This is a genomic window from Corynebacterium sp. NPDC104732, from assembly GCF_055583565.1.
This window is the reverse complement of record NZ_JBVJNS010000015.1, coordinates 18,360-32,272: the sequence shown is the minus strand read 5'-3', so window position 1 is coordinate 32,272 and position 13,913 is coordinate 18,360. Positions and strand designations below refer to the sequence as shown.

The 13,913-nt window shown below is 58.8% G+C and carries 10 protein-coding genes; 4 read left to right on the top strand and 6 right to left on the bottom strand.

What is annotated here, in order from left to right; translation table 11 throughout:
* Nucleotides 1-2: 2 nt before the first annotated feature.
* A complete protein-coding gene (locus ACZ6ZO_RS10305; RefSeq protein ID WP_465292434.1) occupies nucleotides 3-2,924 on the top strand; it encodes an FAD-binding and (Fe-S)-binding domain-containing protein in 2,922 nt (973 codons plus the stop codon).
* On the opposite strand, the gene ACZ6ZO_RS10300 is transcribed toward ACZ6ZO_RS10305, so the two are convergent.
* The gene (locus tag ACZ6ZO_RS10300; protein ID WP_465292432.1) at nucleotides 2,921-3,913 is read right to left on the bottom strand and encodes an alpha/beta hydrolase; all 993 of its coding nucleotides are present in this window, start codon (nucleotides 3,911-3,913) and stop codon (nucleotides 2,921-2,923) included. The genes ACZ6ZO_RS10305 and ACZ6ZO_RS10300 overlap by 4 nt on opposite strands.
* Nucleotides 3,914-4,026: 113 nt before the next feature.
* Between ACZ6ZO_RS10300 and ACZ6ZO_RS10295 the strand changes: the two genes are divergently transcribed.
* Nucleotides 4,027-5,520, top strand: a complete 1,494-nt coding sequence (locus ACZ6ZO_RS10295) for an ATP-binding protein (protein ID WP_465292430.1) — start codon at nucleotides 4,027-4,029, stop codon at nucleotides 5,518-5,520.
* Nucleotides 5,521-5,538: 18 nt separating this feature from the next.
* On the opposite strand, the gene ACZ6ZO_RS10290 is transcribed toward ACZ6ZO_RS10295, so the two are convergent.
* Complete coding sequence (locus ACZ6ZO_RS10290) at nucleotides 5,539-5,775, bottom strand: hypothetical protein (protein ID WP_465292428.1); 237 nt, start codon at nucleotides 5,773-5,775, stop codon at nucleotides 5,539-5,541.
* 212 nt (nucleotides 5,776-5,987) lie between these two features.
* On the opposite strand from ACZ6ZO_RS10290, the gene ACZ6ZO_RS10285 reads away from it, so the two are divergent.
* Entirely contained in the window at nucleotides 5,988-7,145 is a 1,158-nt protein-coding gene (locus ACZ6ZO_RS10285) for a protein adenylyltransferase SelO family protein (RefSeq protein WP_465292426.1), read from the top strand.
* A 76-nt stretch (nucleotides 7,146-7,221) separates the two neighbouring features.
* On the opposite strand, the gene ACZ6ZO_RS10280 is transcribed toward ACZ6ZO_RS10285, so the two are convergent.
* Genes ACZ6ZO_RS10280 through ACZ6ZO_RS10270 form a run of 3 tightly spaced genes read right to left on the bottom strand, consistent with a single transcriptional unit; the run spans nucleotide 7,222 to nucleotide 9,821 of the window.
* A complete protein-coding gene (locus ACZ6ZO_RS10280) occupies nucleotides 7,222-7,899 on the bottom strand; it encodes a methionine ABC transporter permease (protein ID WP_182386866.1) in 678 nt (225 codons plus the stop codon).
* Nucleotides 7,896-8,933: a methionine ABC transporter ATP-binding protein gene (locus ACZ6ZO_RS10275; protein ID WP_208768737.1), complete on the bottom strand. Its 1,038-nt coding sequence runs from the start codon at nucleotides 8,931-8,933 to the stop codon at nucleotides 7,896-7,898. Before ACZ6ZO_RS10275 ends, ACZ6ZO_RS10280 begins: the two co-directional genes overlap by 4 nt.
* 21 nt (nucleotides 8,934-8,954) lie before the next feature.
* Nucleotides 8,955-9,821, bottom strand: a complete 867-nt coding sequence (locus ACZ6ZO_RS10270; protein ID WP_182386864.1) for a MetQ/NlpA family ABC transporter substrate-binding protein — start codon at nucleotides 9,819-9,821, stop codon at nucleotides 8,955-8,957.
* Between the two features lie 206 nt (nucleotides 9,822-10,027).
* On the opposite strand from ACZ6ZO_RS10270, the gene ACZ6ZO_RS10265 reads away from it, so the two are divergent.
* Entirely contained in the window at nucleotides 10,028-13,171 is a 3,144-nt protein-coding gene (locus ACZ6ZO_RS10265) for an error-prone DNA polymerase (protein WP_465292422.1), read from the top strand.
* Here ACZ6ZO_RS10265 and ACZ6ZO_RS10260 read toward each other — a convergent pair whose 3' ends face one another.
* Nucleotides 13,172-13,792 carry a trimeric intracellular cation channel family protein gene (locus ACZ6ZO_RS10260; protein WP_465292420.1) on the bottom strand — a complete coding sequence of 207 codons (621 nt, stop codon included), beginning with the start codon at nucleotides 13,790-13,792 and terminating at the stop codon, nucleotides 13,172-13,174.
* Nucleotides 13,793-13,913: the final 121 nt, after the last annotated feature.

The following is a 13,913-nucleotide window of genomic DNA, read 5'->3' as shown; positions in this document are numbered from 1 at the left end:
GCATGAAGAAGCTCCTCACCCTCGACACCACCAAGATCGGCCTTCCCCACAGCAGCGGCGAAGAATTCCCGGATCGGTTCCCAGAGGAACTCGCCTCCGGCACGCCACAAGAACTAAAAGCGGATCTATCAGCACTGCTGGGAGCCGAGCAGGTTCATTGGCGTGCCCTGGACCTGGTGCGCTACGCGTCAGACGCCAGCCACTACCGGCTATTTCCGCAGGTAGTGGTGGCTCCGCGTGATGCCTCCGATGTGCAAAAAATCATGGCCTACTGTGAGGCGAACGGTCGAAATCTGGTGTTCCGCTCCGGCGGATCTTCCCTCAACGGCCAGGCCCAGTGCGATGACATCCTGGTGGATGTCCGCTCCAACTTCCGTGGCATTGAGGTACGCGAGGACAGCGTGTACGTTCGCCCCGGCGAAACCCTCACCGCTCTCAATGCGGTGCTGGCACGCTCTGGACGACGCTTCGCCCCAGATCCTGCCTCTGCGGTAGTGGCCACGATCGGCGGCATTCTCTCCAACAACTCCGGTGGCATGCGTTGCACCGTGGAGCAGGACTCCTATCACGCGATCCGCGAAGCCACCATCGTGTTGCCGTCGGGAACGGTCGTCGATACGCGCGCTGCTGACGCTGACGCCACCCTCGCCGCCGCTGAGCCCGAGCTGGTGGCGGGGTTGATGGACATCCGCGCCCGACTGCTTGCCGACGACGCCCTGGTTGCCCGCCTGCGCCGCAAATTCTCCATCCGCAACACCAATGGCATCCGCCTCGACGCCTTCCTCGACGCAGATACCCCCGTTGGAATCCTGCGTCGCCTGATGGTGGGTGCCGAAGGCACACTCGGTTTCATCGCAGACGCAGAACTGGAGACCCAACCACTGCCCACGGTCAAAGCCGTCACGTGGGTCATGCTGCCCACACTCGCCTCCGCGGCGGAGTGCGTCCCACAGCTCATGGCTGCTGGCGCCGCCGCCTGCGAGATCCTGGTGAGCCCCGTGCTGCGCGAATCGGTGGGTAACTTCAAGGGCGCGGACCCGAAATGGATTGACCTCGATGATGACGCCTCCGCGCTGCTGCTGGAAATCGCCGGCGTGGATGAGGCAGACCTCCAAGCAAAAATCGCTGCTGCCCAGGCAGTGCTTGCCGACGCGCCGCTCACCGCGCCACTGGACTTCATGCGGAACCAACGCGATATTGACCTGGCGTGGCAGATCCGTGGTGGCCTGTTCACCCTCTTCGGAAAGCAGCGCAAGGAAGGCACCGCATTGATCACTGAAGACGTGTGCTTCCCACCAGCAGAGGTGGGCGAGGCCGCGAAAGACCTGATGCAGCTGCTGCGCGAACACGAGTACCCAGAGATGGTCATGGGGCACGCCGCATTCGGAAACTTGCACTTCTTCATGACGCCCGCCTTCGGCAACGAAGCAGAAGTACACGCCTACGAAAACTTCATGGATGACCTGGTCAAGCTGGTGATCGATAAGTACGACGGCTCCCTTAAGGCCGAACACGGTACGGGACTTGCCATGGCCCCCTACCTGGAGCGGGAATGGGGCACGGAGCTGTTCAACTTGATGTGGGAGGTCAAGCAACTGCTCGACCCACACGGGATCCTGGCCCCCAACGTCAAATTCACCCGAGACCAAGACACCCACATGAAGAACTTCAAGTCCTTCCCCCGCATCGAAGCGGAAGCCACCCACTGCGTGGAATGTGGTTTTTGCGAGCCGGTGTGCCCCTCCCGCAACGTGACCGTCACCCCACGCCAACGCATCGCCCTGCGCCGCGAGATGGCACGCCAGCCAGCCGGATCCGCGCTGCTCAAGGCGCTGTTCGACGATTACAGCTACGACGCCATCGACACCTGCGCCGCCGACGGCACCTGCGCAATATCCTGCCCCATCTCCATCGACACCGGAGCCCTGATGAAGAGCTTCCGGGCAGCACAACAGTCCGCTGCGGCGAACCAAGTAGCACTGAAACTGGCTCAGAACTGGGCCACTGTGGAAAAGGCTGCCCGCGGTGGACTCTCTGCTGCCGGGGCAGTGGAAAAAGTAGTGGGACGTGGGGCCTTGTCCGCAATCACCGGCGCGCTGCGCACCGTGATTTCCGAAGACCTCGTGCCTTCCGCCCAGGATGGCCTGCCACCGGCGGCCACGACGCTGCCCGCCACGACACGCACCGGGGCCGCGGCCATTTACTTCCCAGCCTGCATCAACCGCATGTTCGGGCGGTCTGGCGCCGGGGTGTCCCTGCCAGAAACCCTGGTCGCAGTGTCCGAGCGTGCGGGCAAGCCACTGCACATCCCAAGCGGCGTCGCCGGAACCTGCTGTGGCACACCGTTTAGCTCCAAAGGTTTCCGAGACGCCAAGCACTACATGTGCGTGAAACTCCTCGAGGACCTGTGGCTGTGGTCCGAATCCGGCACGTTGCCGATCGTGGTAGACGCAGCCTCCTGCACCCATGGCATGCTGGAGAACGTGCCCGGAGAGCTGACAGAGGAGCAGCTGTCGCGCTGGGAGAAGATCCGCATCATGGATGCGGTGGAGTGGGCAGCATCCTTGTTGCCTTCCTTGACCGTCGCCCACCCGGTTAGCCGCGTGGCCGTGCACCCGAACTGCTCCCTCCACCACATGGACCTGGTGGATCCGCTCATGGATGTTGCTTCCTTCGCAGCCGAGGAGGCATTCATCCCAGTCGGCGCCACCTGCTGCGGTACCGCAGGTGATCGCGGCCTACTCCACCCAGAGCTCCTGGAGTCAGCGACGCAGGACGAACGCGCGGGGCTGGCGTTAGCGCAACAGGACGGGCCTATCGACGCCTTCGTCTCCGCCAATCGCACCTGCGAAATGGGCCTGGAGCAAAAGACCGGATACAACTACGAACACGTGTTGTACCTGCTGGATGAGGCGACGCGCTAGCTAGCGGGGTGCCACTGGGACAGCTTGTCGAGCAGGATTCGATCCGAGTCTTGCTTGGCGGTTCGGTTGTCTTCCACAGTGCCTCCGAGCATCTTTTCCCAAGATGGGCCGAAGGTGGTGATGTCCTCGGAGAACATGTGACCGGCGCCCGGGTAGACGTGCGCCTCAAGGCCGGGGTTTCGCTCTGCTAGGTTCGTTGCGGCGATGTCGCCCGGCCACATGGCGTCCTGGTCGCCGGCGAAGAGTAGCCCCTGGCCATGGAAGTTCTCAATAGGAATGCGGGCAGCCTCGGTATTGTCGGCGCGTTCGGGCATGCTTGAGTAAATCTCGCGGTAACGGATCGGCAACCCCAACGCCATGTCTGCCAACATTTTCAGCGACGGGCCAACCTCGGAGTTTCGGAAGGGGAGGAACGGCACCGGCTCACCATCCTGGGTGAAGGACGACTTCTCTTGTTGCCCGAAGGCAAGGCCTTCGTAGGTGTATTCGCTTGGCGTGAATAACACTATGTTGTCGATCTTGGCACCACGTGCTGCCAAGTTCGCGGTAAGCTCCGCCCCCTTGGATGCGCCGATCACAGTGATTGGCCCCTCAGGAATGAGGGCTGTGACCTCGCCAAAGAACTCCAGCGGGACTTCCGCCAAGCTTTCCTGCTGGTTTGGTTGTCCGAAGAAGAACAGCGCGTAGACCTCGTAGCCTTGCTCCCACAACTGTTTGGCCCGGTCGTAACTTGGGGAGCCTTCGGAACCGCCGAAAGTGATCACTACGCCTTGGTGGCGTTTCTCAGTAGGAAGGAAATGGAAGCCATTCAGGTAAGTTCCCTCAATTGGTGAAATGGACTGGCTGGTTTCGTAACTGGACTTGTCGCGTGGATTGGCGCCGGGGACCGCGAATCGCGAGGAATTGTAGCTGTGAATTCCGAACAACACACCCACAATGATGACAACGGCTACCAGCATGGCTAGCAGGAACTTCAGAAGTTTTTTCATAGCATCCACCTAGCAAAATTGGGGAAGAAGGAGATTGCTTACGCCAATCATACTTTCAAAAAGTCTTAGTTAGGGATTGAAACTGAGAAAGTTTGTGAGTTATCATTCGGAGTATGCAACTTAACTCGGGGGAAGTGAAGGCTGTCCTAGCTGAATTGCGCAGCCGTCGTGGCGACTCCGCAAGTATTGAAGTCAAGGCTGCTCAGGGAGGGCTTCCTGCCGATATTGGGGCGACGGTGTGTGCGTTTGCCAACATGCCCAACGGGGGAACTGTCATGTTGGGAATCGGGGAGGAAAGAAACTTTGAAATCCTGGGAGTTTCAGAACCAGCACAACTAGAGGCAGGGCTGATAGAGGCTGCCAGGATGAGCGTGGATCCTTGTCCACATATCAATTCCTATGTGGTGCAGCTGCAACAGAAGCAAGTGGTGATAGCGAACATTCAAGGGCTAGATCCGCTCGATCGACCAGCGCGTTTTCATGGTAAGGCATACTTGCGTCAGTCCGATGGCAATTACGAGATGAGTGCCACTGAATTACGCATGCTGGAATCCAGCAAACTGCAAGTAGATGTATCCGCTACTTTTGAACAGCGACCCGTCGCCGACACAGCAGTGGAGGATCTGGATCCGGCATTGGTCGCTAAGTTTTTGTCGGCCGCGCGTACCCGCATTTCCCGGCTTGCAGGTATTGCAGACGATCACAAGTTACTCCGCACGTTGGGGGTCACAACTGCTACGGGGGAACTGACGCTTGCCGGACTCTACGGGCTCGGGAACTTCCCGCAAGGTCCCTTGCCTTCACTGGCGGTTACCTGCGCAGTTCGTTTGCCACGCAGTGATACAGCGAGATTGCGCAACCTAGAAACCTTCCACGGTCCGGTGCCGGATCTGATTCAGGCAGTTATGCAGTGGGTGGCTCTTAACCTGGACAGGGTAGAGCAGTATCAGCCAGACGGACACATGAAGACGGTCCTCGAACTGCCCTTGCCAGCAATTCGAGAGGCTGTAGCGAACGCGCTGGTGCACCGCGATCTTGGACCCCTGACGGTGGAAAGCGGAAAGTCCATTGACATTCGACTCGAGCCAGGAAAACTGGTCATCGCATCGCCGGGAGGGCTCAAAGCACTTTCCCTCAATCAGCTTCTCAGTGAAGAGCTGACCCGCGCCGAGGTAAATCAGCGACTCTATCGTATTGCCAAACTTATTACCGACCCCGATGGAAACTCAATCATTGAAGGCGAAGGCGGTGGCATCCAGGAAATTCTGCGGCAGTGCGAACGCCACGCGATTGCCCCACCGACTTTTGTGGACACTGGGGTGAAATTCACGACCATTTTTTGGCGGAACCAACCTGAACAGAGAAAACAAAAGATCACTGCATCGCATGATCCCGTGGAGATCCTCAGCCTCGGCAAAAACGCGCCCCTGATCTACCAAGTAGCGCAAACCAAGCCAGATGGCTTTTCCTTGCACGACCTGGAAGAAGAACTATCGCTTACAGAGGCACAAATTCGCTATGCCTTGGCGCCACTGCTGAAAAAAGGAATCATCCACAGGGATGGCGGACAGGGCAAAAAGAATACTTCGTATCGACTCGCACCTTAACAAGGGCACCAACGAATGCTATTTCGGTGTGCTTGCGACCTTGGTCTCCGTCCAGCTAAACCGAAACTCCGGAAACGGCAGGTTAATCGTCTCCAAGTGGTAGAACGAATTCTTGCCGTGCTTGGCGTAGTGGTACTCCCGCGCCCGCAGCGTGGTTACCGAGACCAAATTCCCAAAGCCAGGCAAGAAACCAGGGGAATGGAGCTGCAGAAACGGCGTGAGGTCGAGCAACCAGGCGTCGGCAAGCAGCTGCACCTATATTCTTGGGTTTCGCTCAGGTCATTAGGTAGCGCGGCACCGGCATATGAATGCTGTAGGTGTGGGGCCCTGTGCCAACGCCCACGGCTTTTCCGTTAAACCAGCTGGAATCGACGTCCCTGCCACGCTGGCGACAGACGAGAGCCCACATGCGTGCCAGAGAAGCTAGCAGAGTTCTCGGGATAGAAATCCCCGTACACTCAAAAGGCATGAAGCCAGAATTCCCGATCGCCGAAGCCCTGCCCGAGCTTGCCTACCATGCCGTCGGCGAGGCGACGCCCGACCCCGAACTTCTGCTCCTCAACGAGCCCCTCGCCATCGAGCTTGGCCTCGATCCCGACTGGCTCCGCTCACCCGAGGGCATCACATTCCTGCTCGGCCAGTCCGGTGGTTACGCCCTCGCCTACGCCGGGCACCAATTCGGGCAGTATTCGCCGCTGCTTGGCGACGGCCGTGCCCTCCTCCTCGGGACCTTCCAAGGATACGAAGTACAAGCAAAGGGGACCGGCCGAACCCCATTTTCCCGCGGTGGTGACGGTCGGGGACCGCTGGATGCCATGCTGCGCGAATACCTCATTTCCGAGTACATGCACGCCATCGGCATTCCCACCACCCGAGGACTCGCAGTGCTCACCACGGGACGGAAAATTCAACGCCAGCTAGTGGTTCCGGCTGCGGTAGGTTTGCGCGTAGCGCGCTCTCACCTGCGCGTGGGCACGTTTGAACTTGTTCGTAATAATGGCACTCCAGACATGATGGACCGGCTCGAGTCTTTTGCGTGGTCGTTGTTCCCCGGCGGTGTGTCAGCTGTTGCCCAACGCCAGTGCGACACTGTGGCGCAATGGATGGGCGTTGGTTTCGTACACGGCGTGATGAACACCGATAACTGCTCGATCTCCGGCGAAACCCTAGACTACGGGCCCTGTGCATTCCTAGACACCCATGATCCGGCGGCGTGCTTCAGCTCGATTGATACTCAGAAGAGGTACGCCTATGGGCGCCAACCTGCGATTTTGCAGTGGAATCTCACGCAACTGGGCTTTGATGGGGACTTCGTCTCTATGTTCTCCTCATCACTACAGCGCGTTTTTGCTCGCAAGCTGGGAAAATCCGATCCGGATGCTATCAACGAATGGTTTGCCTCGCTCCCGGGCAAAGACCACACTCTGGTTCACACGGACCTGCCTGGCACTAATCCCCAGGTCATCCCACGTAATCACGTGGTGCAACAGGCACTCGATGCCGCGAACGAAGGAGACATGTCGCAGTTCCTTGCATTGCACGAAGTGCTGCAACAGCCATATGAAAAGCCGCCTGCTGAATATCAGCAGACGGCAGAGCAGTACGTCACGTATTGCGGTACTTAGTACGGCGGAATTTGTGGCTCGAAATGACCAAAAGGCACCCCCGTTTTGGTCAAACAGAACCACAAATCCGACCAGCCTAACGACGCATAATCTTCTTAGACAACCAGTTTCCGAACAGTTGCGCGATCTGGACGATCACGATGATCACTGCGGTTGCTGCGAGGGTAACTTCGGTGTCGAAGGAGCGGTACCCGTAGACGATGGCGAAGTCGCCGAGGCCGCCGCCACCGATGTAGCCGGCCATCGCGGACATGTCGACGACGGCGATGAAGATGAAGGTGAAGCCGAGGATCAATGGGCCGAGTGCTTCGGGGATGATCACGGTGCGGATGATGCGCCATGGGGAGGCACCCATGGAGCGAGCGGCTTCGATGACGCCTGGATCGATGGCGACGAGGTTTTGTTCCACGATTCGTGCGACACCAAAGGTGGCGGCTACGGACATAACGAAGGTTGCGGCATCGATGCCGATGGTGGAACCGATGGCGAGCTTGGTGATCGGTCCAATGAAGGCGATCAAGATGATGAAGGGGATCGGCCGGACAAAGTTCACCAGCAGGTTGAGCAGCCAGTACAGGGGAGTGCTCTGCAAGATACCGCCGGCGCGGGTGGTGTAGAGCAGAATGCCGAGGCAGAGGCCGAAGATACCACCGGCAACCATGGTGATGGACACCATGTACAGAGTGTCGATGATTGCGGAGATGAAGCTGTCGCCTAACCGGTCCCAGTTGGCGGCGAGGATGGTTTCGGTCATCGTTTGATCTCCTGAACCTCAGCGTTGGCGGATACGGACTGGTAGAACTTTTCGATGGCGTCGTCAGGGCCGGTGAGCTGCACCGTTACTTTGCCAAAGGAGTGGTGCTGCAGCGTGGTGATTCCGCCGTGCACGATGTTGATGCTGACTCCTGCCGGCGCAGCTTCGGCTGCGGCAGCGAAGAAACCAGTTTCCTCCGTGAGGTTGATGGTGAAGATTCGCCCCGGGCGGGTAAGCAGCTCGTCAGATTCCACCATGTCTGGGGTGTTACGCAGCGAGGTTGCCACGAATCGTTGAGCCACGGCGGTTTGTGGGTTGGAGAAGACTTCGTAGACACTGCCGTATTCGACCACCTTGCCAGCTTCCATGACGGCAACCTTGTCCGCGATGGAACGCACCACGTCCATCTCGTGAGTGATCACCACGATGGTGATCCCGAATTCCTTGTTGACCCGGCGCAGAAGTTCCAGGACATCGTGGGTGGTTTCCGGGTCGAGGGCAGAAGTGGCTTCGTCGGCAAGCAGCAGGCGTGGCTGCGTCGCGAGTGCGCGGGCGATGCCGACGCGCTGCTTCTGGCCGCCGGAGAGCTGCTCCGGGTAGTGACCGGCTTTATCGCTGAGGCCGACGAAGTCGAGCAATTGTGCTACGCGCTGCTGTCGTTCCTTCTTGGGCATGCCGGCCAGCTCAAGCGGGTAGGCCACGTTGCCGGCGGCGGTGCGGGAAGAAAACAGGTTGAACTGCTGGAAGATCATGCCGATGTCGCGACGCACGCCACGGAGCTTCTTTTCGGACAGGCCGACGACGTTCAGGTCGTCGAGAAGTAGCTCGCCACTGGTGGCGCTTTCGAGGCCATTGATCAGGCGTACCAGCGTGGACTTGCCGGCGCCGGAGTAGCCGATGATGCCGATGATCTCGCCTGGTTCGACAGTGAGGTTGATGCCGTCCAGCGCGTTCAGCGTCTTCTTGTTGGTGCGGAAGACTTTGGTAATGTCCCGGAACTCGATGCGAGTGCCGGGACGGGGTGCGGTAGTCACAGGTGATGCTTTCCTTAAAGGTTATTTTTGGTTAGCCTGCAGGCGATCGAGGATTTCCTTCAGCTCAGCCTTGTCACGCTTAACTTCGACGGAAGTGCCCTTGGAGTCCTCGGAAAGAGCCTTCTGGACAGCTTCGGTGTGGTAGACCTCTACGAGCTTAGCGATCTTTTCGTTGTTGACGTCGTCCTGACGAACCACGATGGCGTTGATGTATGGCTCAGCCTCAGGTGCGTTTGGATCGTCCTTGAAGATCGCAGCCTTCGCGTCGATGTTGGCACGCTCCAGGAAAGTGTTGTTGATGATTGCTGGCTTGCCTTCGCTGTACACGGTAGTGGTCTGTGCAGAGTCGACCGGAACGACCTTCACCTTGGACGCGGCGGTATCAATGTCGGCTGGGGTTGGGGTCACCAAGCCTTCGGACTTCAGAGTAACCAGTCCAGCCTGCTTGAGGACGTTGATGGCACGGCCCTGGTTGGAAGGGTCATTAGGCACGGCAACTTCCTGGCCATCGATGCCGTCGATGGACGAGTGATCCTTCCAGTAGAGCGCGAGAGGCACGATCTGGGTGGAACCGATTGGCACAAGGGTGTCATTGGCGCCGACGTTGTACTCAGCGAGGAACTTCAGGTGCTGGAAGAGGTTAGCGTCCACTTCACCTTCGGACAGCGCGCGGTTGGGGGTGCTGTAATCGGCGAACTGCGTGGTCTTGATCTTGACGCCGGCCTTCTCAGCCTCGTCTTCGAAGACCTTCCAGTAGCCCATGTCAGCTTCGGTGGTGCCGAGCTTAATGGTGTCTTCGTCATTGGAGGCGCCACGGCCGCAGGCGGTGAGGGAGGTGGCGGCGAGGATGGTTGCCAGCCCCAAGGCGGCGGAACGACGGAACTTCATTTCAAATCCTTTTCTAGACAGAGCTTTCTATTTGTTGGTGAAAACCGTAGCAATTCAACAGGTAATGCACAACTTGGTCTAGAAAGCTTGGTCTGTTCCTGCAATGTAAAAGGGGTGTTACCTGCAGTTTTTAGTTTCCCGTGATGCTGATCACTTAACAGGGTTTGGGTATAGAACAAAGTTTCTATATCTGTTATGGTGTGGGCATGGAATGGAATGGGGGTCCGGTCGGGTTCAACGGTAGACCACTAAGCTGGTCAAAGCTGGAAAAGATCCTCAATGGGCAGCAGGTTTCCACGCCAGTGTCTGTGCGTCATCTGGAGGAAGAACTTGTTGAAAATAATCCATGTGTGCGAAAGGATTTTGTAGAGCTTCATGCCCGAAGTTCGTACAACTTTCTCGTCGGTGCGTCTGAACCGGAAGAATTGGTGGCGCGTGCCGCAGAACTAGGCATGCCCGCTTTGGGAATCGTCGATCGCGATGGATTCTACGGCGCCGTCAAATTTGCGGAAGCAGCAGCTCACGCTGGGATCAGCACCGTTTTCGGGGCCGAGCTTTCGCTTGCCGACGCCCCACTCACCGTACTAGCGCGCAGCCCCGAAGGGTACCGGCGCCTCTCCCACGTCATCACTGACGCCCGCATGGCAGGAGGCACCAAAGACACCACTGTCTATCCACCTCTGGAACAACTCGGCGAACACGCGAAACATTGGATCATTTTGGCAGATCACCGTTGGTTTCCGGGCCTCGATGTGCTGGTAGATACCTTCGGCGTGGACAGCGTCGTCCTTGAACACCAAGCCCTCCTGATCCCCGAGGACGCCGATCGTCTCGCAGCACTACGAGACGCACAAACCCGCTTCGGATTGCGGGCAGTGGCGTCGGCGGTGCCCACGGCGGCGTCGTTAAGCAGCGTGCGGTTGGCCGCGGCGAAAAATGCGCTGAAGCTGCGTATGGGCGTGGCCCAGGCAGAAGCGCACCTGCATCCGATGGGAGCGTCGTGGCTGCGCGGCGAGGACACGCTGCGGCGCGCGCTTAACGACGCCCCAGACCTCATCGACGCCACCATCCCTCTCGCCGAAGAGTGTGCCTTCACTCTTGACCTGGTCGCACCGAATCTCCCGCACTGGGATGTGCCGGCGGAGGAGAGTGAAATGAGCTATCTGGCGGCGCTGACTAGGCAGCGCTTCCGTGATCGCTACGCGCAACGGCCCACTGACGTGCAAGAACGCGCCCGCGCGCAGATCGACTACGAGCTGAGCGTCATCGAATCGCTAGGCTTTCCTGGCTATTTTTTGATCGTCATGGACCTGGTGGACTTTTGCCGCGCCAACGACATCCTGTGCCAGGGGCGAGGATCCGCTGCGAACTCCGCGGTCTGCTTCGCACTAGGTATCACCGCTGTCGAACCTATCGGAGCGGGCCTGCTCTTTGAACGTTTCCTCTCCCCAGACCGGGACGGCCCACCTGACATTGACATTGACATCGAATCGGGGCGCAGAGAAGAAGTGATCCAATACGTCTACCGAAAATACGGCAGAGACAACGCTGCGCAAGTAGCGAACGTGATCACCTACCGAACCAAAGGCGCCATTCGTGACGCCGGGCGCGCACTCGGCTACCCGCAAGGCAGCTGTGACTCCTGGTCGCGAGGCAGCTCCGAACCGCCGGAACGCGTGGTAGCGCTAGCACAGCAGCTCACCGGACAACCTCGTCACCTCGGCATCCACTCCGGTGGCATGGTGATCTGCGACCGGCCCATCGCCGACGTCGTTCCGGTGGAATGGGCACGGATGGCAGACCGCTCCGTGGTGCAATGGGACAAAGACGACTGCGCCTCGGCAGGACTCGTGAAGTTCGATCTCCTGGGGCTCGGCATGCTCGAAGCGTTGCATCACATGATTGACCTGGTGGCGCAGCACCGCGAGGTAACAGTGAATCTATGGGACCTCGACCTTGCCGACCCCGCAATCTACGACATGCTCTCCCGCGCCGACGCGGTGGGAGTGTTCCAAGTGGAATCGAGGGCCCAACTGGCAACTCTGCCCAGGCTTAAACCGCGAAACTTCTTCGACCTCGTCGTGGAAGTCGCCCTGATCCGTCCCGGCCCAATCCAGGGCGGCAGCGTGCACCCGTACATTCGGCGACGCAACGGGCAAGAGCCCGTGACCTACGATCACCCCTGCCTCGAAGCCGCACTAGGTAAAACCTTAGGAATTCCCCTGTTCCAGGAACAATTGATGCAAATGGCTCGCGATGCCGCCGGATTTACCGGCGCGGAAGCCGATTCCCTCCGGCGCGCCATGGGGTCCAAACGCTCCCCGGCAAAAATGGCTGCACTTAAGGAGCGGTTCTACACCGGGCTGCGAGAAACCAACGGCATATCCGGGGAAATCGCAGATAAACTCTGGAACAAAATGGTCGCCTTCGCAGCCTACGGATTCCCCGAATCCCACTCCCAATCCTTCGCCGGGTTGGTGTACTTTTCTGCCTGGTTCAAGCACTACTACCCGGCAGAATTCTGTGTGGGATTGCTCAGGGCGCAACCGATGGGCTTCTACTCACCACAATCCCTCATCCAGGATGCTCGCAGGCACGGGGTGCGTATCCTCCCGATCTCGGTCAATCACTCGGGAGTAGAAGCAGATTGCCCAGGAGGGGCCATACGGCTGGGGCTCAACCTGGTCCGCGGACTCGGGGAGGAAGCAGCAGCCCGCGTGGCCGATGCCGCGCCATTCACGGGGGTAGCTGACCTCGCTCGTCGGGCAGATCTCAGTGTCTCCCACACCGAAGCGCTCGCCCGCGCCGGGGCACTCGATTGCTTTGGAATAGACCGCAGGCAAGCGCTGTGGGAAGCCGGGATCGCTGCTACGGAAAAAGACGGCATGTTGCCCGGCCTTTCTGCCATAGAAGCTCCTTCACTACCAGGCATGAACGCCTTTGAGTTGCTCGCAACAGATATCGCCGCCACCGGTGTCACTCACCACACCCAGCCCATGGCGATGCTGCGCAGCGCGCTAGGTGATGCCGGAATCATCCCAGCCAACCAGCTTTTGCGCGTTGAGGATGGCAGTCGAATCCTTGTCGCCGGCGTGGTCACTCACCGCCAACGGCCACACACCGCCAGCGGACTGACCTTTTTGGGAATGGAAGACGAAACCGGGCTGATCAACGTGATGGTGTCCCCAGGGCTGTGGGCACGTCACAAGGTGGTAGCCCGCACATCAAAAGCACTGCTCGTGCGGGGAATCATTCAAAATGCTACCGGCGCACCGACGCTGGTCGCAGACAAACTCGAAGCCCTGCCGGTCGGAGAATATCTCAGCAGGGGATCCAGGGATTTCAGGTGACTAGCTGCGTTCCTGGTAATCAAACACCGGCAGCGCCCAGCCACGCCAAATGGCAAGGAGCCGTGTACTCACGGCAATGAGCACGGCAACCACAACGGTGACAGGCTCAGAGGCCCCCAGCCACATCATCACGAAATAGACGCAGGTAGCGAGCACTGCGATGGACGCATACAGCTCTTTTTGGAACACCAGCGGAATGCGGCTACACAGCATATCTCGCAAAACACCACCAAACACGCCGGTGGTCACCGAGGCGACCATAGCAATGATGATACCATGCCCCAACCGCAACGCTACTTCGGTGCCAATAACAGCAAAAGCAGATAAACCAATGGCATCTAACACCAAAAAGACGACCCGGAAATTCTCCAGGAGAAACGGCATGCCAACCGTAGCTAATGCCGCGACCCATATCAACAGCAGGTAGTAGGGCTCTTTCACCCAGGTCAACGGGTAGTTGCCCAGCAGCATGTCTCGAATGGATCCACCACCAATCGCGGTGACGGAGGCGATGACCGCGACTCCGAACAGATCCATCCGCTGCCTACCAGCAGCCAGGGCCCCAGTCATCCCTTCGGCAGTGATGCCGATGATCCACAGGATTTTGAGCAGAGTAAACATCAATGCCTTCAGCTAGAGAGCGAAAAGTACAGGAATGAGACTAGTTCATCCTGGCGGGAAGCTAGCAAGTCCAACATGAAACCATATGGTCTGACCACAGTCAAGCTGTGAGTATGTGAGA